The organism is Sphingobium sp. PAMC28499 (assembly GCF_004795815.1).
Lineage (GTDB): Bacteria > Pseudomonadota > Alphaproteobacteria > Sphingomonadales > Sphingomonadaceae > Sphingobium > Sphingobium yanoikuyae.
In genome coordinates, this window is record NZ_CP039248.1 from 2314050 (window position 1) to 2339282 (window position 25233).

Consider the following 25233-nt stretch of genomic DNA (forward strand, 5'->3'; position numbering starts at 1 on the left):
ATGGGGCAGGGCCCGCACGACGCTCCTTCAATCAGAGAGGATCACATGGCAAGCGACGCGACTATCACCGTCATCGGCGAGGCAATGCTGGAACTGAGCCGGGGCAGCGGCGATGGCTGGAACCTGCGCTATGGTGGCGATGTCATCAACACCGCGATCCACCTGGCGCGGGCCGGTGACAAGGTGCGCTTTGCCAGCGCGATCGGCGCCGATCCGATGAGCGAGGATCTGCGCAAGGCTTGGGAAGCCGAGGGCGTCGATACCGGCCTGCTGATCGGCGCTCCAGGCCGGACCACCGGTCTCTATGCGATCGAGACGGATGAGACCGGCGAGCGCAGCTTCCATTATTGGCGCGGCGAAGCGGCGGCGCGGGCGATGTTCGACCTGCCCGAAAGCGGCGCGATGGTTGATGCCGCCGCCCAGTCGGACCTGCTCTATTTTTCGCTCATCACCCTGGCCATCCTGCCCGATGCCGGCCGCGAGGCGTTGCTGGCGCTGTGCGAACGGGTGAAGGCAGGGGGCGGCCGGATCGCCTTCGACGGCAATTACCGGCCGCGCCTGTGGAGCGACGCCGCGACCGCGCGGGCCTGGCGCGACCGGGCGATCGCACTGTGCGACATCGGGTTGCCGACCCTGGCGGACGAAGTGGAAATGGGCGAGGCGGATGATGCTGCCGACGCCGCGGCCCGCTGGGGTGCCGCTGAGGGCCGCGAGATCGTGGTCAAGCTGGGCGCCGAAGGCTGTCTGGTCGGTGGCGCGCTGGTGCCGCCGCCGGCGCGCGTCGATGTTGTGGATTCGAGCGGTGCGGGCGATGCCTTCAATGGCGGCTATCTGCATGCGCGGCTGGCCGGCGTGGAGCCGGCTGAGGCGGCGCTGTCCGGGCACCGGCTGGCCGGCTGGAATATCGGCCGTCGCGGGGCGATTCCGGCGCGCGATGCTGATGCGCCCTATGGCCAGAAGGTGCCGGCCTGAGCCGGGAGCGATCGCACGGGACGTGGCCTGTGGTCACGCCCTGTGCTAGCGCGCTGACATGACGATCGGGGATGCCGCATCGGCGGGCGGGCGCGACGAAGGATCGGGCCGCCGCCGCCAGATATTGGAAATCGCCGCGCAACTGTTTGCGCGCAAGGGCTATCGCGGCACGTCGATGCGCGACATTGGCGAGCAGGCCGGGGTGCTGGGCGGATCGCTTTACCACCATATCAAGTCGAAGGACGCGCTGTTCGTCGAACTGCATAATGGCGCGTTGGATGCGGCCGAGGCACGGATCGCGGCGGCGGTGGCGACACAGGCCGATCCCTGGGCGCGGCTGGAGGCGGCCTGCGCCAGCCTGCTGGATATCCAGCTGGCGGCGGATTCGCTGACCATGCCGATGATGAATGATTTTCGGGCCGTGCCGGATGGCGTGCGCGACCAGCTTGTCGCGCGCCGCGACCGGTTCGAGCAATTGTTCCGGGATCTGGTGGCGGCGCTGCCGCTGCCCGCCGACATCGACCGTTCGCTCTATCGCACGCTACTGCTCAGCCAGCTCAATTCGGCGGCCGACTGGTATCGCGATGGCCGGTTGACGCGGGCGCAGATCGCCGCGCAGATCGTCGCCATTTTTCGCCACGATCGGTTATAGTCAGGGCATCAGCGGCGCGCGTCCCAGCGGCAAGGATGCCGTGTGCGTTTGACTGTAACAGATGTTTGGTATAGCTGATCCGCAGCAATATTGGAGAGGTTCGATGTACAGCTATGTTCCGCCGATCGACGATTATCGCTTCCTGCTGAGCGAGGTGCTGGGCTTCGACCAGGCGATGGCGGAGCTGAACAAGGATGTCGACGCCGACCTGGCCGTGACCGTGCTGGACGAGGCTGGGCGCATGTGCGCCGAGCGCTTGGCGCCGCTCAACCGCGAAGGCGACGAGCATGGCAGCCAGTTGATCGATGGCGCGGTGCGGACGCCGCCCGGCTTTGCCCAGGCCTATCGCGACTTTGCCGATGCCGGCTGGGCGGCGCTGTCGGCCGATCCCGACCATGGCGGGCAGGGGCTGCCCTTCATCCTGCAACTGTGGTTGGACGAGATGCTGTCGGCCGCGAACCTGTCCTTCGGCCTGTTCCCCGGCCTGACTCGTGGCGCGTGCGAGGCGATCGCCGCCCATGCCAGCGAGGAACTGAAGACGACCTATTTGTCGCGCATGGTGAGCGGCGAATGGACCGGCGCGATGGCGCTGACCGAAAGCAGTGCGGGCACCGACCTCGCTTTGCTGAAGACCAAGGCCGAGCCGCAGGGCGATGGCAGCTATGCGGTGACCGGCACGAAGATCTTCATCTCGTCGGGCGACCATGATTTTGGCGGCAATATCGTCCATCTGGTGCTGGCGCGCCTGCCCGATGCGCCGGCCGGGGTGAAGGGGATTAGCCTGTTCCTGGTGCCCAAATTTCTGCCCGGCGCGGATGGCGCCTTCGATCAGCGCAACAGCATGTCGGTCGGCGCGCTGGAAAAGAAGATGGGCATCCATGCCCAGCCGACCTGCGTCATGAATTATGACGGCGCGACCGGCTGGCTGGTGGGTGAGGCGCATCGCGGCCTGGCCGCCATGTTCACGATGATGAATGCCGAGCGGCTGATGGTCGGCATCCAGGGGTTGGGCATTGCTGGCGCTGCCTATCAGCAGGCGGCGGGCTATGCCAAGGAACGGCTGCAGGGCCGCAGCGCGGATAATCAGCGCGCCCCGGTGGCCATCATCGAACATGCCGATGTCCGCCGGATGCTGCTCAATATCCGCAGTTTCGTGGAGGCCGGGCGCGCGCTGGCGGGCTGGACCGCGCTGCAGCATGACCGGTCGCAGCACCACGCCGACGCCGGCGAGCGCGCCAAGGCCGATGCGCTGGTCGCGCTGCTGACGCCGGTGGTGAAGGCGTCCTTCACCGATTTCGGGTTCGAAAGCGCGGTGCAGGCGCAACAGGTCTTTGGCGGCCATGGCTACATCCGCGAATGGGGCATGGAACAATATGTGCGCGATGCGCGCATCGCCCAGATCTATGAAGGCACCAATGGCGTGCAGGCGGCGGACCTGGTCGGGCGCAAGCTGCCGATGGCGGGCGGCGCGGTGGTCGAAGGCTATTTTGCCCTGATCGCGGCCGATGTGGAAGCGGCCGGTGGGAGCGTGATCGCGCGCAGCACCTGCACGGCGCTCGACGCGCTGCGCACGGCGACGGCGGCCCTGCAGGGCGCGGACACGGATGCAGCCGGCGCGGCGGCAGTCGATTATCTGCGCCTGTTCGCGCTGGTCTCGATGGGCTGGATGTGGACCCGCATGGCGCAGGCGGCCGCGCAGGGCAACAGCCCGCTGCATCAGGCGAAGCTGAAGCTGGCCGACTATTTCGCGCTGCGCGTTTTGCCGCAGGCGCAGGGCCTCGCCGCCACGATCGCCGCCGGTGAAGCGTCGATCATGGCGTTGGAGATCGACGCCTTCTAATCGCGCACCATCAACACGTCGCAGGGCGCGCCTTCGAGCAATTCGGAGGCGCGGCTGCCGATCAGCGCATGGACGAAGCCGCTGCGACCATGGGCGCCCAGCACCAGCAGGTCGATATCGCGTTGTGCGATCAGGGTCGGCAGCACCTCGCCGGCGCGACCCTCGATCAGTTCGACCTGGAAGGGGCGGGCTTGGCCGGCCAGTTCCGGACGAGCGGCAAATTCGGCGCTTTCCCGTTCCGCTTCCGACCGGGCGAAGGCCAAGGTCTGGTCGGGATCGAGGCGGGAGGGGAAGCCGCCATCATAGACATGGACCAGATCGAGCCGCGCCTTGGGAAACAGCATCGCGGTCATCTGCACGGCATGGAGCGAACAATCGGAAAAGTCGGTCGCGATCAGGATGCGCCGATAGGGGTGGCGCGGCCGTTCCTTGACCACCAGCACCGGCACGGGCGAACGCCGGACCAGATAGTCGACCGCCGTGCCCAGGATGAAGTCGCCGACATGATTGTGGCGGGCCGGGCCGACGACGATCACCGCGCTGCCCCGCTCCTTGCCCAGTTCCGCGATGGTTTCGGGCGCGCGGCCCTGGATCAGCACTGGTTCGACCGGCGCGGCGACGCCCTCGGTCAGCTTGGCGATGACCCGTTTGGCGCGATCGGAGGCGCGGGCGACATGGGCGGCATCGCCCTTGTCCAGCGCATGGGCGACCAGCAGCGTGCCGCCCAGGTCGGTCGCCAGTTCGACGGCCCGGTCAAAGGCCCGGTCGCTGCGGGCGGTCAGATCGGTGGCGATGAGGATGGTTGGCGGCACGAACATCTCCCTCTTGTGTCGGGCGGTGGCTAAGCGCTTGCAAGACAAAGCCTATCATCCTCACGCCGCGCTTGCCACTCCGGGTAGACCCTGGCTCGGCAGGGGGGCGATGGCCGACACCGGCACCTGTCGGTCGGTCAGCGTGAGTGGCGCGGGGCGGTGCGAAATCAGGATAAGGCCAGTGCCGGTCCGGTCGAGCCAGATGCGCAGCCGACTGATCAACAGCGCCTCGGTCGCGGCGTCCAGCCCCTCGGTCGGCTCGTCCAGCAACAGCCAGGGACGACCGGTCAGCAGCGCGCGTGTCAGCGACAGCCGCTTGCGTTCGCCGCCTGACAAGGTGCCGCCGGCTTCACCCAGCCGATAGTCGATGCCACCGGGCAGGCTGGCGATGCGCTGGTCGAGACAGGCGACATGCAGCGCATCGGCCATATCGGCCGCATCGATGCCGGGCCGGGCGAGGCGCAGATTGTCGGCGATGCTGCCGGCCAGCATCGGCGCGTCCTGGGGCGAGAGGGCGAACTGGTCGCGCAGCGCCGCCCCGGAGCAGGCTGCCAGCGGATGGCCGCCAAGCGCGACATCGGCCGTAACCGGACGCAGCCCGGCCAAACCCTCCGCAAGCAGGCTCTTGCCCGAACCGGAGCGGCCAGTAACGGCGACGCGCGCACCGGGGCGCAATTCGATGTTGTCCAATCGAATGGCTTGGGGCGTCGCGGTGGATGGCGCAGGCGCATCGTCCAGCGGCAGTGCATCAAGCGCGGCCAGCCGGGCAAGGCCGGCATCGACGCTGGCCTGGCGGAAGGCGGTGCGCGACAGTCCGGCCATCGCCTCCACCGCGCCGGCGCTGGCCAGCAAGGCGAGCGCGACCAGCGGCGCGGGGGCATCGGCGCCGAGCAGCACCAGCATGACTGCGAGCGCGCTATAGGCCGCGAGCAGCGCCGCCTGCACGCCTTCGCCGATGAACAGGCGGGCGCGGGCCCGGTCGAGCCGGTTCGTGAGCGGTGCCAGTTCGGCCATCACGCGATCCCCCAGCCCATAGGCCGCGATTTCCGCGCGGGCGCTCGCCAGTTCGACATAGCGCGCGCGCAGGGCGCCGAGCGCATCGGCGGCCTGCTGCGCGGGGCCTTCGGTCAGGCGACGGGCAAGGCAGCGCAGCAAGAACGGCAGCGCCGCGAGCATGGCCGCCAGCAGCAGGGCCGACAGCCAGCCGCCGCTCGCCGCCAGCATCACGCCGGCCAGCGCCGCCATCAATCCGGCGATCCGGCTGGGGCGGCGCACCACCAGATCCTCCAGCGCGTCAATGTCGCCGGTCAGCCGCGCGGCGGCGTCGCCGCTGGACAGGGGCAGGGCGGTGCGGCTGTCCTGCGCGGCGAGGCGCGCGAACAGGCTGGCGCGCAGGCCGCCCATGGCTTCGAGCGCGGCGCGGTGCGACCAGAGCCGCTCGCCATAGCGCGAGACTGTGCGCAATATGGCGAGCAGCCGGATCGCCGCGCTGGGCACCAGATAGTTGAACGCCTGCACGGCGAGGGTGCCGGCCGCGCCGGCCATGGCGGCGGCGGTCAGGAACCAGCCGGCCAGCGCCAGCAACGCGATGCCGGCCAGCGCCGCGATGACGGCGCACAGCGTCGCCCGGCGCAGCAGCGTGGCGGAGCCTGTCGCCTTGTCGAGCGCGATCCGGATCGGGTTCACAGCATCACCTCCATCCGCGCGGCGGCGGTCAGGCGATGATCGTGGGTGGCGACCAGGATCGCGCGCTCGGCCGACAAGGCGACCAGCAGGGCGATGATGTCGGCGGCGCTCTCCGCATCCAGATCGGCGGTGGGTTCGTCGCAGAGCAGAACGGGCCGTTCGGACAGGATGGCGCGGGCGAGGCCGATGCGCCGCCGTTCGCCGCCCGACAGGCCAGCCCCCTGATGATCGATGGCAAGGTCCAGCCCTTCGGGCCGCGCGGCCAGCATCGGCGTCAAGCCGACACGCGCGGCAACCTGCGCGATCTCGGCTCGGTCGGCATCAGGGCGGGCGAGGGCGATATTGTCGGCCAGGCTGCCGGGCAGCAGCAGCGGCCGCTGGGCCGCCCAGGCGATGCGCGCGGGATCGACCAGAGACAGCTCGCCCGAGGCCGGGTCAATCTGTCCGGCGATCGCGGCGAGCATGCTGGTCTTGCCGCTGCCGGTCGGGCCGGTGAGGGCGATCAGGTCATGCGGCTTGAGTGTCAGGCTGACCGGACCGATCCCCGAACCGATGCCGATCCGCAAATCCCTGAGATAGAGGCCATCGAACGGCGCGCTGGCCGGATGCGGCGTGGTGTCCACGTCTGGCAGGGCGGCGGCGATCGCCTTGTCCGCCGCTTCGCCCATCTGCTTGTCATGATAGGCCGCGGCCAGCCGGCGCATCGGCAGATAGAATTCCGGTGCCAGCGCCAGCGCGAACAGCGCGGCGCGCAGGTCCAGTGCTTCGGGCGCGGGGAAGGGTAGCAGGCCAAGCAGCGCAAAACCGCAATAGACCGCGACCAGTGCCACCGAGAGCGCCGCGAAAAATTCCAGCACGGCCCCCGACAGGAAGGCGACGCGCAGCACCGCGCCGGTGCGGGTCGCCACCTCCTGCGCGGCGCCCGCCACCTGCCGGCTGATCCGCGCCTGCGCACCATGGTGACGGATCAGCGGCAGCGTGCGCAGCCGGTCGACGAACAGGCCCGACAATTCGGCCAAGGCCGCCAGTTGCCGCTCCGCCGCCGCGCGCGCGGCGGTACCGGCCAGCACCATGCCGAAGGCGAAGGGGATCAAGGTTGCCAGCATGATCGCGGCCGAGACCCAGCTTGCGGTCGCGACGATCGCCGCCACCAGCAGCGGCCCCAGCACCGCCGCCTTGCGGATCGGCAGGAAGCGGGCGCCATGCGCCTCGATCGCGGCGAGATGGTCGATCGCCAGCGTGGCATTCTCGCCCGCCAGCAACGGACGGGCCAGCCGTCCGCCCAGCAGCCGGGGCAGCAGCGTCGATCGCCGCGCGGCGACGATGCGCTGGGCCGACCGGATCGCCTGGACATGGGCCAGCATCAGCCCGGCCGCACGCACCAGCCCGCCCGCCAATAGCAACAGCGGCGACAGCCAGCCGATCGCGACGCCATCGGCCAGCGCACTGACACCCTGCGCCAGTCCCGCCGCGAAAAGAGCGGCGCCGATGATGTCGATGACCCAACCCATGCCTGCGGTTTTCCCTAGCTAGACCTTGCGTCCCGTTCATTTAGGTTTGGCGGCAGAATATAATTTGATCTGTCTCAATGATGTAGCGCCGTCACGTCCATATTTCGCCAGCCAACTTGGTTCAGGGAAGAAAGGGGGTCGCGATGATAAGCATGGCCGTCGTTGAATTATCCAGGCTGCAATTCGCTCTCACAGCTTTATACCATTTCCTGTTCGTGCCCCTGACGCTGGGCCTTTCCTTCATGCTCGTCATCATGGAAAGCGTCTATGTCATGACGGACCGCCCGATCTGGCGGGATATCACCCGCTTCTGGGGCAAGCTGTTCGGGATCAACTTCGTCCTTGGCGTGGCCACCGGCCTCACCATGGAGTTCGAATTCGGCACCAACTGGGCCTATTATTCGCACTATGTCGGCGACATTTTCGGCGCGCCGCTGGCGATCGAGGGCCTGATGGCCTTCTTCCTGGAGGCGACCTTCGTCGGCCTCATGTTCTTTGGCTGGGATCGCCTGTCGAAGCGCGGCCATCTGCTCACCACCTTCATGGTGGCGCTGGGGTCGAACCTGTCGGCGCTGTGGATCCTCGTCGCCAATGGCTGGATGCAGCATCCCTCCGGCGCGACCTTCAACCCGCAGACGATGCGGATGGAGGTGACCGACTTCATGGCGGTGATCTTCAATCCGGTCGCCCAGGCGAAGTTCGTCCACACCGTCAGCGCCGGCTATGTCTGCGCCAGCGTCTTCGTGCTGGGCGTGTCGGCCTTCTATCTGCTCAAGGGCAAGCATGTCGCCATTGCCAAGCGCTCCTTCACCGTCGCGGCCGCCTTTGGCCTTGCCGCGTCGCTGTCGGTCGTCGTGCTGGGTGACGAGAGCGGCTATGCGCTGACCGAGAACCAGAAGATGAAGCTCGCCGCGATTGAGGGCATGTGGCAGACCGAGCCTGCACCGGCCGGCCTGACCCTGTTCGGCCTGCCGTCCAACAGCGGGCGCGAGACCACTCATGAGATCAAGGTGCCCTATGTGCTGGGCCTCATCTCCACCCGCAGCCTGACCGGCGAAGTCACCGGCATCAACCAGCTGGTCGACACCGCCAAGGTGCGGATTGCCGCCGGCATCATCGCCTATGATGCGGTCGAGACACTGAAGGTCGATCGCAACGACCTGGTCGCGCGCGAGGCGTTCGAGCGCAACAAGGCGGATCTGGGCTATGCCCTGCTGCTGAAGCGCTTCATCGCCGATCCGCGCCAGGCCGATGCCGCGACGATCGAGAAGGCGGCCTGGAGTACCGTGCCCAATGTGCCGGCGATCTTCTGGATGTTCCGCATCATGGCGGGGCTGGGCTTTGCCTTCATCGCCTTCTTCGCGACCGCCTTTGCCTTCTCGTCGATGCGGCGGTTCGATGCGCGCTGGTTCCTCAAACTGGCCCTGTTCATGATGCCGATGCCCTGGATCGCGATCGAGGTCGGTTGGGCCGTGGCGGAAATCGGGCGCCAGCCATGGGCGGTGGACGGCGTGCTGCCGACCTTCCTCGCCGCCTCCAGCCTGACGGTGCCGCAATTGTGGACCACCATCATCGGCTTCACCCTGCTCTACGGTATCCTGGCGGTGATCGAGGTGAAGCTGATGCTCGCCACCATTGCCAAGGGGCCGGAACGCTATGTCCCCTGGCGGCCTGACAGCCCCGCCGAGCCGGCGCCCGATTTTCGCGCCGTGCCCGCCGAATGACGCCCGCCAACCGGAGTTAGGACAATGACCATTCCGCTCGATTATGAAACGCTGCGCGTCATCTGGTGGCTGCTGCTGGGCGTGCTGCTGATCGGCTTCGCCCTCACCGACGGCTTCGACCTGGGATCGGCGGCCTTGCTGCCCTTTGCCGGCCGGACCGCCGAGGAACGGCGCATGATCATCAACAGCGTCGGCGCCACCTGGGAAGGGAACCAGGTCTGGTTCATCCTGGGCGGCGGCGCCATCTTTGCCGCCTGGCCCTTCGTCTATGCCGTCAGCTTTTCCGGCTTCTATCTCGCCATGTTCCTGGTGCTGTCGGCGCTGATTCTGCGACCCGTCGGCTTCAAATATCGCTCGAAGAAACCGGACGCTCGCTGGCGTGCCGGCTGGGACTGGGCGCTGTTCGTCGGCGGCCTGGTGCCCGCGCTCGTCTTTGGCGTCGCGGTCGGCAATGTGCTGGTCGGCGCGCCCTTCCGCCTCGATGGCGATCTGCGCATGTTCTATGAAGGATCGCTGCTGGGCCTGTTCACGCCCTTCACCCTGCTGACCGGCCTGCTGTCGGTCGCGATGCTGGTGCTGCATGGCGCCGGCTGGCTCAGCCTCAAGACGCAGGGGCCGGTGCTGCAGCGCGTGCGCCTCTATGGTCAGGGCGCAGCGATCCTGTCGATCCTGCTGTTCGCCATCGGCGGGCTGTTCGTCGCCTGGAGCGGAATGGGCTATCGCGTCGATGGCGTGATCGATCCCAATGGCCCGTCCAACCCGCATCTGGGTGGCGCGGTCGCGGCGGCGGGCGCCTGGCTCGACAATTATGCGGCGCATCCCTGGATGCTGCTGGCGCCGATCCTGGGCTTTGTTGGACCAGTGCTGGCATTGCTGGGCATTCGTGGCCGGCGCGACACGCTGGTCTTCACCGGCTCGTCGATCGCCAATGTCGGCATCATCAGCACCGTCGGCCTGTCGATGTTCCCCTTCATCCTGCCCAGCTCGATCGATCCGGGTTCCAGCCTGACCGCATGGAATGCCTCGTCCAGCCACGGCACCTTGTTCACCATGCTGATCTGCACCGTCATCTTCCTGCCGATCGTGCTGGCCTACACCGCCTGGGCCTACAAGGTGATGTTCGGCCGGGTGACCGACCGGGAAATCCGCCTCAACCCCGACTTTTACTAAGGATCCGACCTATGTGGTATTTTGCCTGGATATTGGGCGTCGGCCTGGCCGTCGGCTTCGGCATCCTCAACGGCGTCTGGCACGAGTTCCATTCGGAACCCGGCGAATATTGAGCTCACAGATAGCGCCCCGGCGGTTTGACACGGCCGGGGCGTCACGCCACCCCATCGCGGCCAGAAGAACGCAGGGGAAGGGCATGGACGAAGAGGCCGCAACCGCTCGCATCGCGCGCCGCCATGCCCAGATATTGGGCGATGCGCCCCGCATCGAAGCGCTGAGCATCGACGAATATAGCGCCGATCTCGACCCGCTGATCCGGCAGATGATCGCCATCAACCAGAGCATCGACGCGCGCGAGGCGGACCTGCTGACCGACGTGACCGATGCGCAAGCACAGGGGCAGGGCGACATGTCCGCCGTGCTGGCGCGCCTGCCCGAAATCATCCGTACCATGATGCGCCATCCCGTGCTGTTCGCCCGCCAGACCGATGTCGGCGTCACGCTGCTGACGCAGGGCAAGCTTTCCGCGCGCGATCGGGAACTGGCGATCCTGCGCGTCGCCTGGCTCTGTCAGGCGCCTTATGAATGGGGCGAGCATGTGATGATCGCGCGCCATGCCGGCATCGCTCGGGAAGAGGTGGAGCGGATCGTGACCGGCTCGGCCGATCCGGGTTGGAACGACCATGACCGGGCGATCCTGCGCGCCGCCGAGGAACTGCATGGCGACGCCATGATCGCCGACGCAACCTGGGCCGTGCTGGCTGCGCGTCTGGACGAGGCGCAATTGATCGAACTGACGGTCCTGATCGGCCAATATCAGGCCGTGGCCTATTATCAGAACAGCCTCAAGCTGCGCCTGCACGGCGGCAACAAGGGGCTGTCCGCCCGATAGGCCCGGCCGTCAGATCGGTTCAGTTGGCCGGTTCAGCCGATCCGTTCACTCGGCATGTTTCGGGGCGGGACTGTCCACCCTGACGAAGCCGTGCGGGGTCTGGACCCACTGGCCGGCCTTCTTGCTGGTCGGCGTGAAGGCGACGCGGGCTTGGGGGCTGCTAGCGCTACGAATTGGCTTCATGGCTGGATACTCCCTGTTCCTTTTCATTCTATCCAAAATCACGCTGAACGAACCTCGGGAATAGTACGGGGATCGTCTATTTTCGGGATATTTTGTCGGATTGGATATTATTGCAGCCTTGAAATGCAAATTCACAAGTGCCCCTTTTGTTCCTAAGGAAAATCGCAAAATTGGCATGGTTTGAGTGCATCGCTGGTGTGATTGGTTTGTCCAAATTGGTCATGCCAACTTGTGAGGTTACAGTCGCCGGGTTAGCCTCCCTCAAAATCGAGGGAGGATGCCGTGATGAAGGGCCGCATGTTGATGCTGGGAAGCCTGTCCCTGCTGGCAATGACGGGCGTGATGCTGGGCGCTGCCACGCCTCCCGTCGACCCGGGCCGCTTTGCTCAGGTCGTAAAGGTCGATGACCAGTATCAGGCCTATAATGTCGAGATGGTGGAGGTGGTCGGCGGCCGTTTCTGGGCGCCCTATCCCAAGCCGGGCGAGGCGCCGCCCCAGCCGGCGGCCGGCGGCAGCGGCGGCGTCGATATCGCGGCCGTCATGTTCCGCAAGCGCGAGCCGATCGACCTGACCGGTGACACGCGGCTGCGCAATCTCGCCCGCGCGCTCGGGCCGACCTATGTGCGCGTGAGTGGCGGCTGGGCCAATGCCGTCTATTTCCATGACAGCGATACGCCGCCGCCCGCCACGCCGCCCAAGGGCTATCAGAGCGTCCTGACCCGTGCCCAATGGGCCGGCGTCGTCGACTTCGTGAAGACCGTCGGCGGCAAGCTGGTCGTGTCCTTTCCGGTAAGCGACGGCGCGCGCGACGCGTCGGGTCTGTGGGATCCCGATCAGGCGCGCCGGCTCAACGCCTATACCAAGAAGTTGGGCGGCCATATCTACGCCGCCGAACTCATCAACGAACCCAATGCGGGGTCTATGGTCGGCCTGCCCAAGGGCTATGACGCGGCCGCCTTCGCCCGCGACACGGCCGTCTTCCGCGCCTTCCGCGATGCCGATGCGCCGCAGATGAAGATCGTCGGGCCGGGCAGCACGGGGGAGGCCGGCTTCGTCATCATGCCGCGCAATATCGGCGTGGTGCCGACCGATGCGCTGATGAGCGCCGAGCCGCGCCCCAGGGTCGATATCTTCTCCTATCATTTCTACGGCACCGTCTCGAAACGCTGCGCCGCGATGGACAAGAGCGCGGGGATCAGCCCGGACCGGGCGCTGGACGAGGACTGGCTGGCGCGCGCCGACAGCACGGCGACCTATTACAAGGAACGGCAGCTACGTTTCGCGCCCGGCACCGATATCTGGATCACGGAAACGGCGCAGGCGGCCTGCGGCGGCGACGCCTGGGCAGCGACCTGGCGCGACAGTTTCCGCTATGTCGATCAGTTGGGGCGGCAGGCGAAGCAGGGCGTGACCGTGGTCTTCCACAATACGCTGGCGGCCAGCGACTATGCGCTGATCGACGAGGCGACGATGATGCCGCGGCCGAGCTATTGGGCGGCGGTCCTATGGGCGCGGCTGATGGGCAATGTCGTGCTGGATGCGGGGCAGAACGCGGGCAAGCTGCATCTCTACAGCCAGTGTCTGCGCGGGACACCGGGCGGCGTCGCGCTGGTCGCGATCAATCTCGATACCGCCAATCCCGCCAGCCTGTCGCTCGCCGGTAAGGCGACCCGCTACACCCTGACCGCCGACAATCTGGACGCGGGCAGCGTGAAGCTCAACGGCCGGACGCTGGCGGTGGGGCAGGACGGGGTCTTGCCCAATCTCGAGGGCGTCGCCGCGCACGGCCTGCAGTCGCTACCAGCGGCGAGCATCAGCTATCTCGCCTATCCCGATGCCCGCAACCCGGCCTGTCCCTGACGCCTGGTACGGCGCCGGGCGGGCCGGGAAGGGGCTGTCCGGCGCATCAGGCCAGGGCCAGGGCAAAGGCGCCCATATGGGCGATGATGGCGCAGCACATGATGGCGATCGCGCCCTTGGTGCTCAGAAAATCGGTCATGGTCGGTCTCCTTGGCCGGTCGGGGCGGATGATCCATTCATCGGCCCGCCGGTATGAGAGGGAGCGATGGCAGGCCGCGATTGACGGGCAAGCGGCTTTTCGTCACGCAGGGAGAACAGAAGAAAAAGCGCGGAAAACCGGGCCATTCGCGGTTCGCGTTTCGCGAATGGAGAGGGGGATTGCGTGAAACGTCTCCGCCGTGTGCTGCTCGAACTCTGGGCGATGCTGCCGGTCGCGGCGGTGGTCGGCTTTCTTGGCCCCTTTGGCACCTATTTGTCGGGCGACTTCCTGCTGCGTGCCGGGCGTTGGTGGATCATGCTGATGGGCGCCTATATCCTCGCGCGGCCGACGCTGATCGCCTGGCGGGCGATTGCGCGGGCGACGCGGTTGCCGCGCGGGTCTCTGGTCTTCTGGGGCATGGTCGCCTCCAGCTTTCCCATGGCGCTGATCTGGCGGCTGGTCGGGCGGGACGAGGTGCGACTGCTGGGTGGCTATGCAGGTCTCCTGCCCTTCACCTTGCTCTGTTGCCTGCTGGTGATGACCATCGCCTGGTGGGCGGAGCGGGCGGACGCGCATCTGCTGCGCTATTATGATGAGCATATGGGGCCGACCACGGTCTTCGCGTCGGTGCGGGAAGAGGCCGTGCCGATGGACGCACCAGCGAAAGAGGCGGATGTTCGCCTCCATCGCCGGCTGAGCCCCGCCTTCGCCGGTCCCATAGTCGCGCTGGAGAGCGAGGATCATTATGTCCGCGTCCATGGGCAGCGCGGCAGCGAGCTCATCCTGATGCGGCTGCGCGACGCCATCGCGGAGATGGACGATGTGCCCGGCGCGCAGACCCATCGCAGCTGGTGGGTCGCCAGGGCGGCGATCGCGGATGGCGCGGGCCTGGGCAAGAGCCGGGAAATCCCCCTGACCAACGGTCTGTCCGCGCCGATCGCGCGCGATTCCGTCGATCGGCTGCGTCAGTCCGGTTTCCTGCCGGACTGACGCGGCAGGATCAGAGGATCAGGTTCAGCGCGACGATGATCAGAATCGTCGCCAGGATCGTGCGGAGCACCGCTTCGCGCACATGCGAGGCGAGCAGGCTGCCGACGATGATGCCGGGGATCGACCCGATCAGCAGCGATGCCAGCAGCGACATGTCGACCGTGCCCAGCCACCAATGGCCGATGCCCGCCACCAGCGTCAGCGGCACGGCATGGGCGACGTCGCTGCCGACGATCCGGGCGAGCGGCGTGCGCGGATAGAGGATCAGCAGCGCCGTCGCGCCGATCGCGCCGGCCCCGACCGAAGTGATGGTCACCGCCACGCCCACGACCACGCCCAGCAATATGGTGAGGTTGCGGGTGGTGGCGGGACTGCGATCCTGGCCATGGGTGCGCGACCAGGCCGTGATCCGATCGCGGAACAGCAGCACCAGACCGGTGAGGAACAGCATCACGCCCAGCGTCACCTTGATCGTATCGACCACGGCGGCCGACGGCGGCCCCATTGCCTTGAGCGCCATCAGCGCGCCGATCGCGGCTGGCATCGACCCCAGCGCCAGCCAGCCGACGATCGCCCAGTCGACCGACCGCTTCCAGCCATGGACCAGGCTGCCCACGCTCTTGGTGACGCAGGCATAGAGAAGGTCGGTGCCGACGGCCGCAGCCGGGTGGAAATTGAACAGCAGCACCAGGATCGGCGTCATCAGCGATCCGCCGCCAACGCCGGTCAGCCCGACCAGCGTGCCGACGATGAAGCCCGTCAGGGAATAGAGCGGATTGATCGTCACGGCCGCTCCTGCGGTGCATGACGACAGGCGGTGCGACCCATCATGGCGTCACCTAAGGGCGTTTGCGCTGCCCATGCAAGTCCTTGCACTCGATCCATATCCCTGCGTCCCCCTTATGTTTCGCGGTGGGACATAGCGGACGCCATGGCGGGGTGAAACCCGCCCCTTGCTTGAGGGGGGTGATAGCTTTGCTATGGACGGCGCGCGCCACATATCGCTCCCGCGGCTGTCTGGCCTGCGTTCGAGCGCCTAGCGTGCCGGGATAAGCGACAGGAGCAGGATATGGTGGAACGGGCACGGGTGGCGGTGGTGACTGGCGCGAGTTCGGGCATCGGCAAGGCGATCGCCAAGGCCATGGCGCGGCAGGACTGGCGGGTGATCGGCACCGGCCGCGATCTCAAACGGCTTGCGGTTGCAGAGGCGGAGATAGCGGCGGATGCGGCCGGCGCGCCGGTCACCATGCTGCGCGCCGACCTGTCGCTGCTCGGCGGCGCGGCCCAACTGGCGCAGGATATCGCTGCGCTGACCGACCGGGTCGACCTGCTGTTCAACAATGCCGGCGGCATGACCGATAAGCTGGTGATGACGGACGAGGGGGCTGGAGGCGAATTTCGCCGGCAATCATCTGGGGCCGTTCCTGCTGACCCAGCGCCTGCTGCCGCTGTTGCGCAAGGCGGCGCAGGATCAGCCGGCGGGCGCCGTGCGCATCCTCAACACCGCCTCCGACGCCAGCGAGATGATCCCGGCGATCAACCTGGACGACATGCAGAATCTGGAACGGTTCAGCCCCGGCATGGCCTATTGCACCGGCAAGCTCGCCAATGTGCTGTTCGCCCGCGCGCTGGCGGATCGGCTGGCGGGGGAGGGGATCGTCGCCCATGCGGTCCATCCCGGCGCGGTCGACTCGAACTTCTTTTCGCATGCGCCGGCCGATACGCAGGCGCGCTCGCGCGGGCTCGACAAGGCGAGCGAGGTGGAGGGAGCGGACACGCTGGTCTGGCTGGCGACTGCCCCCGAAGGGGCGGCCAGCAATGGCGGCTATTGGTATCGCCGCGCACCGCGCACGCCCAACAAGCTGGTTGAGGATGCAGCGATCGTCGATCGCTTCTGGCAGGAAAGCGAAAAGCTGATCGCGGCGCATGGGGGCTGAGGATGCAAGGCGCCCCGGACCGGCAATCCCCATCGCCGGTCCGGGGCAGTCCCTCCCCCAGGGAACTTATTCCGGCACCTTCACCTGCGCCAGGCGGGGCGAAAGCAGGTGGATCGCCAGCAGGGCGATGAAATAGGCGCTGCCTGCGACCGCGAAGAGCGGCGCATAGCTGCCGATGCTGTCGAGGATATAGCCGGCATATTTGGCCATCAGCATGCCGCCGATCGCGCCGGCCGTGCCGCCGATGCCGACCACCGATCCGACCGCCGCGCGTGGGAACATGTCCGACGGCAGGGTGTAGAGATTGGCGGAAAAGGCCTGATGCGCGGCGGTGGCGATGCCGATCACGAGGACGGCGACCCACAGATTGTCGATCGACTGGGCAAAGAAGACCGGAGTCACTGCCGCAGCGCAGACCAGCATGGTCAGCTTGCGCGCGGCGTTGACGCTGTGCCCGGCCTTCATCAGCCGTCCCGACAGCCAGCCACCGGCCACGCTGCCAAGGTCCGACAGCAGATAGATGGCGACCAGCGGCGGGCCGAAGCTGATGAGGTCGAGGCCATAGCGCTCGCCCAGATAGCCCGGCAGCCAGAAGAGGAAGAACCACCAGATCGGGTCGATGCAGAATTTGCCGATGGCAAAGGCCCAGCATTCGCGGACGGTGATCAGGCGACGCCAGCCGATCGGCGTGACCGGGTCGGCCGGATCCTGCTGGATATAGGCAAGTTCGGCGGCGCCGACGCGCGGATGTTCCTGGGGCCGGCGATAGAAGATCAGCCAGGCGGCGAGCCAGACGACGCCGAATATGCCGGTCGCGATGAAGGCGAAGCGCCAGCCATATTGGATGGTCAGCCATGGCACCAGCAGCGGCGTGATGATCGCGCCGACATTGGCGCCGGCGTTGAACAGGCCGATCGCGAAGGCGCGCTCCTTCTGCGGGAACCATTCGGCCACCGCCTTGATGCCCGCGGGAAAATTGCCGGATTCGCCGACGCCCAGGCCAAAGCGGGCGAAGGCGAACTGGGTCACGCTATGCACGCCGCCATGGGCGACATGGGCGATCGTCCAGATGATGATCGCGACGGTATAGCCCAGCCGCGCGCCGATCGCGTCGACTAACCGGCCAAAGCCCAGATAGCCGATCGCATAGGCCGTCTGGAACCAGAAGACGATATTGGCATAGTCGGTTTCCGACCAGTGCATCTCGGCCGCCAAAGTGGGCTTCAGCACGCCGATCATCTGCCGGTCGACATAGTTGATCGCGGTGGCGGCGAACAACAGCCCGACGATTACCCAGCGATAGCGCCCGACCCTCTGGGTTGCTCCGGCGACGGCCTCGTTCATTCTCTTCCTCTCCTCTTGCCCTGCGGCCTTGTCAGGCGGCCGCTTGGGGGCGGATGACGCAATGTGCGGTGCCGAGCGGTCCGAAGTCCGCAACCACCGTCTGTCCGACGCGCACTTCATGCACGCCGGTGACGGCGCCTGTCGATATCCATGCGCCCGGTTGCAGCCTTATGCCGCGCGCCGCGAGATTTTCGAGCAGGAAACGCACGGAGCCGATCGGCCCGTCGGGAAAGCTGACGGCGCGGCCGGTGCCGGCGACGACGCCATCGATACTGAGGCTGATGTCGATCTCGGCGAAGGCCAGGTTCTGCCAGTCGGGCACCGCCGCGCCGATCAGCAGGCCGTTATTATTGCCGAAATCCGAAACGGTCACGGCCGGGCCATGCTCGTTGATGCCGGTGAAGGGCGAACTGGCGATTTCCAGGCCGATATGCACGGCGTCGACCAGCGCGGCGGCTTCTTCCAGCGTGAAACTGGTCTGGGCCGGATCGGGCGCCTGGCCGATGCGCAGCAGGAATTCCGCCTCCGCCGCACCAAAGCCCTGGGCAAAGACCAGCCCGGTGGCATCGGGGGTCAGGGCATGGATGGTCGGGGTGAAGATCGGTCCGGCCAGCCGATCGGCGCCGAAACGCTCGACCAGCGGGGCGGGCACGCGGCCGACCTTCCAGCCGCCGACCGGCGCATCGACCAGCGCCAGTGCCTCCGCCTGGATTGCATAGCCGTCGGCCAGGCTGGGCGGGATCGGGCCGGGATAGTCGGAAAAGCCCGTCGCCTGCTGTCGGGCGGTGACGAAGGCGCGCGCAATGGCGGCAGGGGAAGCGGCGGTCACGATGATCCTCTCGGCTGGTTCTACCTCTCGGGATGCCTGCAAGAGTAACCGGTGTCAATAGATTTGCCGAGCGACACATATTGCGCTGGTTGCGGGCCATAAGCGCGCTATAAAAGGGCCATGACAAAGACACCTAGGGACGAGGGCGCCACCGCCAAGCTGACGATCAACGACATTGCCCGCATGGCCGGCGTGTCGAAGAAGACGGTCAGCCGCGTCATCAACCGATCGCCGCTGCTGAACCAGGAAACCCGCGGCAAGGTGGAGGAAATCATCCGCCAGACCGGCTATGTCCCCAATCCGCAGGCGCGCGCGCTGGCGCTGGGGCGCAATTTCCTGATCGGCCTGATCTACGACAATCCCAATGCCCAGATGGTGCTGAGCATGCAGAAGGGGATATTGGAAGCGCTGCACGGCACCGAGTTTGAACTGGTGGTACGCCCGGTGGACAGGGGCGCGGCGATGGTGATGGAGGATATCCATAATTTCGTGACGCGCCAGCGCCTGTTCGGCGTTGTGGTGCTGCCGCCGCTCTCCGAAAATGACAGTCTTTCCAAGCTGTTCGACGATGCTGGCTGTCGCTATGTGCGCATGGGTTCGGCCCTGCTCGACGATCCTGAACATATGGTCGCCTCCAATGACCGGGACGCGGTGGCCGATGCGGTGCGCTATCTGATCGCGCAGGGGCATCGGCGGATCGGCCTGATCGCCGGGCCGCATGGCTTCCGTTCCGCCAAGGAGCGGCGCGAGGGCTTTGAAATGGCGCTGGCGGAAGCCGGCATCAGTCTGCCGCGCAGCCTGGTTGCGGACGGACAATATACTTTTGAATCAGGGGTTTCGGCGTCCGAAAACCTGTTCGATCTGACTTCGCCGCCCACCGCGATCTTTGCCAGCAATGACGAGATGGCGGCCGGCGTTCTCTATGCCGCCCGGCTGCGCGGGATTGAAGTGCCGGAGCAATTGTCGATCATCGGCTTCGACGATACGCCGCTCACCACCCGCGTCTGGCCGCCGCTGACCACGGTGCGCTGGCCGATCGCCGCCATGGGCCGCGCCGCCGCGCTCAAGCTGATCGGCACCGCCATCGGCGAGGAGGCGGAAGTCAGCGAGCCCTCGCTGTTCAGTTCGACTCTGATCCGGCGCAGTTCGGTGGCGCCTGCTTCGGGCTGATCCACGCCAGGGTTGACACCGGTTTCCAAATTTGCTTCCCAAGGGAGAAATTTTAGACAAACGGGCGAGGATATCATGTTCGACAAGACCTATTATGCGACCCACCCCGACATGATGGAGTGCGTGTCGAACGAGGAGCTGCGGGATCGCTATCTGATCGGCGGGCTGTTCCGTGACGGCGAATGCGTGCTGAACTATACCCATGCCGAGCGTTTCGTGATCGGCGGCGTGGCGGTGGCCGATGCCCCGGTGAAGCTGCCGGCGCAGACCGAGCCGGCCTCGGCGGCGGGCCATCCCTTCCTGGAGCGGCGCGAACTGGCGATCGTCAATGTCTCGGGCGTGGAAGGCACCGTGACCGTGGACGGCGAAGTCTTCACGCTGGGCAACAAGGATTGCCTCTATGTGACGATGGGCGCGAAGGACGTGGAGTTCGCCGGCGCCGGCGCGCGTTTCTATCTCGCCTCCTGCCCGGCCCACAAGGCGTTCACCACGCGCAAGCTGGGCATCGCCGACGCCAATGCGCTGGAGCGCGGCAGTCTGGAAGAATCCAACGAGCGCACCATCTTCCAGCTCGTCATCCCCGGCATCTGCGACAGCGCACAGCTGGTGATGGGCCTGACCGTGCTCAAGCCCGGTTCGGTGTGGAACACCATGCCCCCGCACATCCATGAGCGCCGCAGCGAAATCTACTTCTATTTCGAGCTGGATGGCGATGCCGACCGCGTCTTCCACTATATGGGCGAGGGCGACGCGATGCGTCACATCGTCATGGCCAATGAGGAAGCCGTGATCTCACCGCCCTGGTCGATCCATATGGGATCGGGCACCAAGGCCTATGCCTTCATCTGGGCGATGGCCGGCGAGAACCAGGACTATACCGACATGAACGTGCTGGATATCTGCCAGCTGGCCTGACGGTTTTTCGCCCCTTCCGCTCTGGCGGGAGGGGCCAGGGAGTCCTGACATGAGCACTATCTTCGATCTTGGCGGCAAGGTCGCCATCGTCACCGGCGCCAATACCGGCATTGGCCAGGCGATCGCGCTGTCGCTGGCTGCAGCGGGCGCCGACATTGCGGCGGTCGGCCGCACCCCGGCGGGAGAGACCGTCGAGAAGGTTCGCGCGCTCGGCCGCAAGGCCGAGATCGTCTCGGCCGATCTTTCCAGCATCGAACCGGTGCAGCGCGTTGTCGACGAGACGATCGCAAAACTGGGCGGGCTCGACATCCTGATCAACAATGCCGGCATCATCCGCCGCGCCGACAGCGTCGACTTCACCGAGGAAGACTGGGACGCGGTGATCGACACCAATTTGAAGTCCACCTTCTTCCTCGCCCAGGCGGCCGGGCGGCATATGCTGGCACAGGGCAGCGGCAAGATCGTCAACATCGCCTCGCTGCTCTCCTTCCAGGGCGGCATCCGGGTGCCGAGCTATACCGCGTCCAAGAGTGGCGTCGCCGGCCTCACCAAGCTGCTGGCGAACGAATGGGCGGCCAGGGGCGTCAACGTCAACGCGATCGCGCCGGGCTATATCGCGACCAACAACACCGCTGCGCTGCAGGCCGACGAGACCCGCAACCGCCAGATCCAGGAACGCATCCCGGCCGGCCGCTGGGGCGACCCAAGCGACATTGGCGGCGCCGCCGTGTTCCTGGCCTCGCCGGCGGCAAACTATATCCATGGCCATGTCCTCGCCGTCGATGGCGGCTGGCTGGCCCGCTGAACTGAATGACCTCCGTTCGCGATTCCAACGCGAACGGAGGAAAATCCAAGAGGAGGGCTCAGCCTCCCGACCCAGCACAGGAGGACGGATGCCCGATATCGACCGGCGGAGCGCGTTGACCGGGGCTGCGGCCCTGTTGGGCGCCAGTCTCGCTCGCCCGGCCCATGCCGCCACCGCCAGCATCGTGACGACCCGCAAGGGCCGGGTTGCCGGCACCCGCGAGGGCGGCCTCCATGTCTTTCGCGGCCTGCGCTATGGTCAGGATACCGCGCCCCGCCGCTTTCAGGCGCCGCTTGCGCCCGACGACTGGACCGGCACGGCCGATGCCGGCGCCTTCGCGCCGTCCTGCCCGCAACAGGGCAAGCAGGAGCCGGAGAGCGAGGATTGTCTGTTCCTCAATATCTGGACCCCCGGCCCGGACCCGCGTGCCAAGCGGCCGGTGATGCTCTACATCCATGGCGGCGCCTATTCCAACGGTAGCGTGGTTGATCCGCTGACCCATGGCGATCGGCTGGCGGCGCAGGGCGATGTCGTGGTCGTGACGGTCAACCACCGGCTCAACATTTTCGGCTATCTCTATCTCGCCCGGCTCGATCCGCGCTTCGCCGACAGCGGCAATGCAGGCCAGCTCGACCTCATCCTCGCGCTGCAATGGGTGCGCGACAATATCGCGGCCTTTGGCGGCGATCCCGGCAATATCTTGGTCTTCGGCCAGTCGGGCGGCGGCGCCAAGATCGCGACGATGATGGCGATGCCCGCCGCCGCCGGCCTGTTCCATCGCGCCATCACCATGAGCGGGCAGCAGGTGACGGCGTCGGGCCCGCTCAACGCGACGAAGCGGGCGCAGGCCTATCTCGCCCGACTGGGCGTAGAGGCCGATGACCTGTCATCTTTGCTGTCAATTTCGACCGCGCAACTGGTGGAGGGGCTGGCAGCGCAAGACCCGATCCTGGGCGGCGGTCTCTACATGGGCCCGGTGCTCGACATGACGCATCTTGCGCGCCACCCCTTCTGGCCCGATGCGCCGCCCCAGTCGCAGGCGATCCCGATGATGCTGGGCAACACCCATGACGAGACCCGCGCCTTCATCGATCTCCATGGCCCCAAGCTCCAGGGGCTCGAATGGTCCAACCTCGCCGCCCGGATCGCGCCGGAACTGCGCATGGACCTCTCGCCCGAATGGATCGTCGCCCAATATCGCGCGCGCTATCCCGACTGGTCGGCGGAGCGCATCTTCTATGCCGCGACCACGGCTGGGCGCAGCTGGCCGGGTCAGGTGCTTGAGGCGGAGGCGCGGGCCCGCGCCGATGCGCCGACCTGGGTCTATCAGGTGGATTTCGCCTCGCCGACCCAGCCCGAACGCGGCGCGCCGCACACCATGGATATCGCGCTCGCCTTCGGCACGCTCGATGCGCCGGGCAGCTTCACCGGCACGGGCGCAGGTGCCCAGGCTGCGTCGCGCGCGCTGATGCAGCGTTTCCTGGCCTTCGCTCGGCGCGGTGATCCCAATGGCAGCGGAATGGCGCCCTGGCCGCAATATCGGCTGGACCGGCGCCAGACGATGATCGTCGATCTCGACAGCCATGTGGAAAGCGATCCGCGCGGCTGGGAGCGGGAACTCTTCGCTCGCGTCCCCTATATCCAGCCCGGCAGTTGAACGCCGTTCGTTGCCGGGCCGCAACCAAAAGGGGGTGGGCGCGTTGAGTCCGCCCATGCAGTTGGAGGAACCGCATGGATACGCAGGATGTGGATTATGTCTCGGAACGCGGCGAGCTGCATTTTCTCGCTGCCCTTGTCGATGAACTGATGCGCCGGCTGATGCTGTCGGGTGTGCTCAGCCAGGCCGAACTCAACGCGATCGAGGCCGATGTCGCCAAGCGCATCGGCAATGTGCCGCGCGCCTGGTAACATGTCGGGTCAGTGAGCCACCGGATAGCTGATGATCAGCGCCAGCGGTTCCTTGCCGATCTGCCGGATGCCGACCTTGGCATCCTTGTAGAGATAGGCGGCCATGCCCGGTGTCAGCGGCTTTTCCACGCCGTCGGATGTCACCACGCCTTCGCCCGACAGGACATAATAGACCTCGTCATGGGCGATTAGATGGACGCCGATCGCCGCGCCGACATGCAGTACGCGCTTGCGGAATTCCATGCTGCGCGGCTGCGGCACGGCGTCGCTGATGCGATAGGCGGTCGACATGCCGATCTCGCCATGGGGCGGCGGCTCGTCGCGCATCACCTCGCGCTCGTCGACGACCACCATCGGCGGGGCAGCAGCGGCCGCCAGCAACAGCATCAGGCTCATGGCTTTGGCTCCTGTCGCATCATCTTGTCGCGGTCCGACAGATGTTCGGTTGTCTCGTCCTTCTGGCCGGGATAGCGGCCCGATTTCGGCTCCATCGTGTCGAGGTTCCAGTCGCCCTCGACAAAGGGCGCGCGGGTCGGCGCGAACTTGGGATAGCCGCCCACCTGCTTCTCATTGTCGATGATCTCGCCGCGCCCTTCGGCGACGAAGAACAGCACCCGCAGATCATCGGCATCCCGGTCCCAGGGGCGGGCGCCCGCGCGCCATAGCACATGGGTCTCGACATCGCGCACCGGTAGAACGTCCAGCCCCTGCCACCAGGTCGGCGGCGTCTGCGTCTCGATCAGCCTGGCCTTGGTCTCGCCATAGCGGCCGAACATCGGCAATGGCTTGCCGAACTTGTCGACGGCCAGATTGTCCTTGCCATAATATTCCAGGTCGCCGTCGCCGCCCAAGGTCAGGAAGGGCAGGCCGGTCGCCGTCGATACGCCGCCGCGCATGACATTGCCGACCGCCGCCAGCTTGCCATTCTGATAGGGATGTTCGCCCCATTCCAGCGCCATCAGGTTGTAATGCACGCCGCGCTCGCCCGGATCGTAGATGATGTTGTTGACCACGGCGGCATGGACGCCGCCCTTCAGCAGCGGGTTGCGCTCGACATTATGGGCGTAGATGTTGCGATAAATCAGGATGTTGGTCGCATTGTCGTGGATCAACGTGCCCTTGCTATGCTCGCCCTTGGGATGGCTGGCATTGGCCAGCCCCTCGGCCGCCAGATTATAGGAAAAGGTTATGTTGTGCGCCGTGTTGGCGCGCCATTCGTCGGGCGTCTTGCCGTTGAAGCGCGGGCCGGATGCCGACATATTCTCGTCGATTGCCCAGGTGAAGCTGCAATGGTCGACGATGATGTCATGGCCGCCGACCACCGACATGGCATCCGCCTCCCATCCGCTCAGCAGCGGCTGGTCGTCCACCCCGGTGCGCACGCGGATATGGCGCATGATCACGTCATGGGTGGCGATGTCGATGCCCGACCGGATCAGGGTGATGCCGGGGGAGGGGGCGGTCTGGCCGGCAATGGTCAGATAGGGTTCGCGGATGGTGATGGTCTGGCGCGCCATGTCGATGACGCCGCCGACCTCGAACACGACGATGCGCGGGCCCTTTGCTTCCAGCGCCGCCTTCAGGCTGCCGGGGCCATCGGCCGCCAGCGTGGTCACGCGGATGATGCGGCCGCCCCGGCCGCCGGGCGTGGTCGATGCCCAGCCGACGGCGTCCGGAAACGCGGCCTGTGCGTTGGATGTGCTGGTCCGGGCCGGGGTGGCGGATAGAGTTGCGGGCAGGGGGATCAGGGCAAGGCCGGCAAGCGGCAGGGCGATCAGTCTGGCGGCTATTTTCATGCTTCCGAAAGCTCCTCTCCTGGCCAGACTTGCACCGTGACGGCGATGATGCAAGCAATTTGACACCGGTGTCGAATCTGTTTGCAGTCATTGTGGCA

Annotated in this window: 24 protein-coding genes and 1 pseudogene; 16 read left to right on the plus strand and 9 right to left on the minus strand. The window is 66.5% G+C overall.

The window, feature by feature from the left end; genetic code table 11:
- Nucleotides 1–45 precede the first annotated feature (45 nt).
- The 3 genes from E5554_RS11265 to E5554_RS11275 all read left to right on the plus strand — a co-directional run bounded on the left by E5554_RS11265 (nt 46) and on the right by E5554_RS11275 (nt 3464).
- On the plus strand, nt 46–972 hold the full coding sequence (locus E5554_RS11265; protein ID WP_136186831.1) for a sugar kinase: 927 nt from the start codon (nt 46–48) through the stop codon (nt 970–972).
- Between the two features lie 58 nt (nt 973–1030).
- On the plus strand, nt 1031–1624 hold the full coding sequence (locus E5554_RS11270; protein WP_136186832.1) for a TetR/AcrR family transcriptional regulator: 594 nt from the start codon (nt 1031–1033) through the stop codon (nt 1622–1624).
- A gap of 103 nt (nt 1625–1727) precedes the next feature.
- Entirely contained in the window at nt 1728–3464 is a 1737-nt protein-coding gene (locus E5554_RS11275) for an acyl-CoA dehydrogenase C-terminal domain-containing protein (protein ID WP_136186833.1), read from the plus strand.
- On the opposite strand, the gene E5554_RS11280 is transcribed toward E5554_RS11275, so the two are convergent.
- From E5554_RS11280 to E5554_RS11290, 3 genes are read right to left on the minus strand one after another with little or no spacing between them, the layout of a single operon-like run.
- Nucleotides 3461–4282: a universal stress protein gene (locus E5554_RS11280; RefSeq protein WP_107917630.1), complete on the minus strand. Its 822-nt coding sequence runs from the start codon at nt 4280–4282 to the stop codon at nt 3461–3463. The two genes, E5554_RS11275 and E5554_RS11280, sit on opposite strands and share 4 nt — an antisense overlap.
- A gap of 54 nt (nt 4283–4336) precedes the next feature.
- Nucleotides 4337–5962 carry an ATP-binding cassette domain-containing protein gene (locus E5554_RS11285; protein ID WP_136186834.1) on the minus strand — a complete coding sequence of 542 codons (1626 nt, stop codon included), beginning with the start codon at nt 5960–5962 and terminating at the stop codon, nt 4337–4339.
- The gene (locus E5554_RS11290) at nt 5959–7473 is read right to left on the minus strand and encodes an ATP-binding cassette domain-containing protein (protein WP_136186835.1); all 1515 of its coding nucleotides are present in this window, start codon (nt 7471–7473) and stop codon (nt 5959–5961) included. The genes E5554_RS11285 and E5554_RS11290 overlap by 4 nt, the downstream gene beginning before the upstream one ends.
- Before the next feature lie 143 nt (nt 7474–7616).
- Between E5554_RS11290 and E5554_RS11295 the strand changes: the two genes are divergently transcribed.
- From E5554_RS11295 to E5554_RS11310, 4 genes are all read left to right on the plus strand, one after another.
- The gene (locus E5554_RS11295; RefSeq protein ID WP_136186836.1) at nt 7617–9197 is read left to right on the plus strand and encodes a cytochrome ubiquinol oxidase subunit I; all 1581 of its coding nucleotides are present in this window, start codon (nt 7617–7619) and stop codon (nt 9195–9197) included.
- Between the two features lie 24 nt (nt 9198–9221).
- Nucleotides 9222–10367 (plus strand): cytochrome d ubiquinol oxidase subunit II, encoded by a 1146-nt coding sequence (gene cydB / locus E5554_RS11300; RefSeq protein WP_136186837.1) that lies wholly within the window; start codon nt 9222–9224, stop codon nt 10365–10367.
- 11 nt (nt 10368–10378) lie between these two features.
- Nucleotides 10379–10480 (plus strand): cytochrome bd-I oxidase subunit CydX, encoded by a 102-nt coding sequence (cydX, locus tag E5554_RS11305; RefSeq protein ID WP_004207768.1) that lies wholly within the window; start codon nt 10379–10381, stop codon nt 10478–10480.
- Nucleotides 10481–10563: 83 nt separating this feature from the next.
- Nucleotides 10564–11259 carry a carboxymuconolactone decarboxylase family protein gene (locus tag E5554_RS11310; RefSeq protein WP_136186838.1) on the plus strand — a complete coding sequence of 232 codons (696 nt, stop codon included), beginning with the start codon at nt 10564–10566 and terminating at the stop codon, nt 11257–11259.
- A gap of 45 nt (nt 11260–11304) precedes the next feature.
- Here E5554_RS11310 and E5554_RS23030 read toward each other — a convergent pair whose 3' ends face one another.
- Nucleotides 11305–11442 (minus strand): hypothetical protein, encoded by a 138-nt coding sequence (locus tag E5554_RS23030; RefSeq protein ID WP_004207766.1) that lies wholly within the window; start codon nt 11440–11442, stop codon nt 11305–11307.
- 285 nt (nt 11443–11727) lie between these two features.
- Here E5554_RS23030 and E5554_RS11315 point away from each other — a divergent pair, with 285 nt between their 5' ends.
- Together E5554_RS11315 and E5554_RS11320 are read left to right on the plus strand one after the other, a co-directional pair.
- Nucleotides 11728–13302, plus strand: a complete 1575-nt coding sequence (locus E5554_RS11315; RefSeq protein WP_247594445.1) for a hypothetical protein — start codon at nt 11728–11730, stop codon at nt 13300–13302.
- A gap of 340 nt (nt 13303–13642) precedes the next feature.
- On the plus strand, nt 13643–14431 hold the full coding sequence (locus E5554_RS11320; RefSeq protein ID WP_136188320.1) for a LytTR family DNA-binding domain-containing protein: 789 nt from the start codon (nt 13643–13645) through the stop codon (nt 14429–14431).
- A 10-nt stretch (nt 14432–14441) separates the two neighbouring features.
- Here E5554_RS11320 and E5554_RS11325 read toward each other — a convergent pair whose 3' ends face one another.
- Nucleotides 14442–15218 (minus strand): sulfite exporter TauE/SafE family protein, encoded by a 777-nt coding sequence (locus E5554_RS11325; RefSeq protein ID WP_136186840.1) that lies wholly within the window; start codon nt 15216–15218, stop codon nt 14442–14444.
- Between the two features lie 354 nt (nt 15219–15572).
- Here E5554_RS11325 and E5554_RS23480 point away from each other — a divergent pair.
- Together E5554_RS23480 and E5554_RS23485 are read left to right on the plus strand one after the other, a co-directional pair.
- Nucleotides 15573–15731, plus strand: a pseudogene (locus E5554_RS23480) (short-chain dehydrogenase); the annotation flags it as partial.
- 151 nt (nt 15732–15882) lie between these two features.
- Nucleotides 15883–16368 carry a hypothetical protein gene (locus E5554_RS23485; protein ID WP_281729020.1) on the plus strand — a complete coding sequence of 162 codons (486 nt, stop codon included), beginning with the start codon at nt 15883–15885 and terminating at the stop codon, nt 16366–16368.
- Between the two features lie 66 nt (nt 16369–16434).
- Here E5554_RS23485 and E5554_RS11335 read toward each other — a convergent pair whose 3' ends face one another.
- Nucleotides 16435–17712 (minus strand): MFS transporter, encoded by a 1278-nt coding sequence (locus E5554_RS11335; protein WP_136186841.1) that lies wholly within the window; start codon nt 17710–17712, stop codon nt 16435–16437.
- A 31-nt stretch (nt 17713–17743) separates the two neighbouring features.
- The gene (locus E5554_RS11340) at nt 17744–18541 is read right to left on the minus strand and encodes a 2-keto-4-pentenoate hydratase (protein ID WP_136186842.1); all 798 of its coding nucleotides are present in this window, start codon (nt 18539–18541) and stop codon (nt 17744–17746) included.
- 120 nt (nt 18542–18661) lie between these two features.
- Here E5554_RS11340 and E5554_RS11345 point away from each other — a divergent pair, with 120 nt between their 5' ends.
- The 5 genes from E5554_RS11345 (at nt 18662) to E5554_RS23035 (ending at nt 23339) form a co-directional block, all read left to right on the plus strand.
- Nucleotides 18662–19711 carry a LacI family DNA-binding transcriptional regulator gene (locus tag E5554_RS11345; protein ID WP_004207757.1) on the plus strand — a complete coding sequence of 350 codons (1050 nt, stop codon included), beginning with the start codon at nt 18662–18664 and terminating at the stop codon, nt 19709–19711.
- 75 nt (nt 19712–19786) lie between these two features.
- Nucleotides 19787–20626, plus strand: coding sequence for a 5-dehydro-4-deoxy-D-glucuronate isomerase (kduI, locus tag E5554_RS11350; RefSeq protein ID WP_017500956.1), 840 nt, complete (start codon nt 19787–19789; stop codon nt 20624–20626).
- 49 nt (nt 20627–20675) lie between these two features.
- On the plus strand, nt 20676–21431 hold the full coding sequence (kduD, locus tag E5554_RS11355; protein ID WP_136186843.1) for a 2-dehydro-3-deoxy-D-gluconate 5-dehydrogenase KduD: 756 nt from the start codon (nt 20676–20678) through the stop codon (nt 21429–21431).
- A gap of 88 nt (nt 21432–21519) precedes the next feature.
- Nucleotides 21520–23088 (plus strand): carboxylesterase/lipase family protein, encoded by a 1569-nt coding sequence (locus tag E5554_RS11360; protein ID WP_136186844.1) that lies wholly within the window; start codon nt 21520–21522, stop codon nt 23086–23088.
- 74 nt (nt 23089–23162) lie between these two features.
- Nucleotides 23163–23339, plus strand: coding sequence for a hypothetical protein (locus E5554_RS23035; RefSeq protein WP_164488846.1), 177 nt, complete (start codon nt 23163–23165; stop codon nt 23337–23339).
- A gap of 9 nt (nt 23340–23348) precedes the next feature.
- Here the strand turns inward: E5554_RS23035 and E5554_RS11365 are convergent, their stop codons facing one another.
- Both E5554_RS11365 and E5554_RS11370 read right to left on the minus strand, forming a co-directional pair.
- Nucleotides 23349–23735 carry a cupin domain-containing protein gene (locus tag E5554_RS11365; protein ID WP_136186845.1) on the minus strand — a complete coding sequence of 129 codons (387 nt, stop codon included), beginning with the start codon at nt 23733–23735 and terminating at the stop codon, nt 23349–23351.
- On the minus strand, nt 23732–25135 hold the full coding sequence (locus E5554_RS11370; RefSeq protein WP_136186846.1) for a pectate lyase: 1404 nt from the start codon (nt 25133–25135) through the stop codon (nt 23732–23734). Before E5554_RS11370 ends, E5554_RS11365 begins: the two co-directional genes overlap by 4 nt.
- Nucleotides 25136–25233 lie beyond the last annotated feature (98 nt).

Bases quoted from the DNA above. Each gene is read 5' to 3' on its own strand.
- E5554_RS11265 (WP_136186831.1), top strand. From the start codon at position 46: ATGGCAAGCGACGCGACTATCACCGTCATCGGCGAGGCAATGCTGGAA.
- E5554_RS11270 (WP_136186832.1), top strand. From the start codon at position 1,031: ATGACGATCGGGGATGCCGCATCGGCGGGCGGGCGCGACGAAGGATCG.
- E5554_RS11275 (WP_136186833.1), top strand. From the start codon at position 1,728: ATGTACAGCTATGTTCCGCCGATCGACGATTATCGCTTCCTGCTGAGC.
- E5554_RS11280 (WP_107917630.1), bottom strand. From the start codon at position 4,282: ATGTTCGTGCCGCCAACCATCCTCATCGCCACCGATCTGACCGCCCGC.
- E5554_RS11290 (WP_136186835.1), bottom strand. From the start codon at position 7,473: ATGGGTTGGGTCATCGACATCATCGGCGCCGCTCTTTTCGCGGCGGGA.
- E5554_RS11295 (WP_136186836.1), top strand. From the start codon at position 7,617: ATGATAAGCATGGCCGTCGTTGAATTATCCAGGCTGCAATTCGCTCTC.
- cydB (WP_136186837.1), top strand. From the start codon at position 9,222: ATGACCATTCCGCTCGATTATGAAACGCTGCGCGTCATCTGGTGGCTG.
- cydX (WP_004207768.1), top strand. From the start codon at position 10,379: ATGTGGTATTTTGCCTGGATATTGGGCGTCGGCCTGGCCGTCGGCTTC.
- E5554_RS11310 (WP_136186838.1), top strand. From the start codon at position 10,564: ATGGACGAAGAGGCCGCAACCGCTCGCATCGCGCGCCGCCATGCCCAG.
- E5554_RS23030 (WP_004207766.1), bottom strand. From the start codon at position 11,442: ATGAAGCCAATTCGTAGCGCTAGCAGCCCCCAAGCCCGCGTCGCCTTC.
- E5554_RS11315 (WP_247594445.1), top strand. From the start codon at position 11,728: ATGAAGGGCCGCATGTTGATGCTGGGAAGCCTGTCCCTGCTGGCAATG.
- E5554_RS11335 (WP_136186841.1), bottom strand. From the start codon at position 17,712: ATGAACGAGGCCGTCGCCGGAGCAACCCAGAGGGTCGGGCGCTATCGC.
- E5554_RS11345 (WP_004207757.1), top strand. From the start codon at position 18,662: ATGACAAAGACACCTAGGGACGAGGGCGCCACCGCCAAGCTGACGATC.
- kduI (WP_017500956.1), top strand. From the start codon at position 19,787: ATGTTCGACAAGACCTATTATGCGACCCACCCCGACATGATGGAGTGC.
- kduD (WP_136186843.1), top strand. From the start codon at position 20,676: ATGAGCACTATCTTCGATCTTGGCGGCAAGGTCGCCATCGTCACCGGC.
- E5554_RS11360 (WP_136186844.1), top strand. From the start codon at position 21,520: ATGCCCGATATCGACCGGCGGAGCGCGTTGACCGGGGCTGCGGCCCTG.
- E5554_RS23035 (WP_164488846.1), top strand. From the start codon at position 23,163: ATGGATACGCAGGATGTGGATTATGTCTCGGAACGCGGCGAGCTGCAT.
- E5554_RS11365 (WP_136186845.1), bottom strand. From the start codon at position 23,735: ATGAGCCTGATGCTGTTGCTGGCGGCCGCTGCTGCCCCGCCGATGGTG.
- E5554_RS11370 (WP_136186846.1), bottom strand. From the start codon at position 25,135: ATGAAAATAGCCGCCAGACTGATCGCCCTGCCGCTTGCCGGCCTTGCC.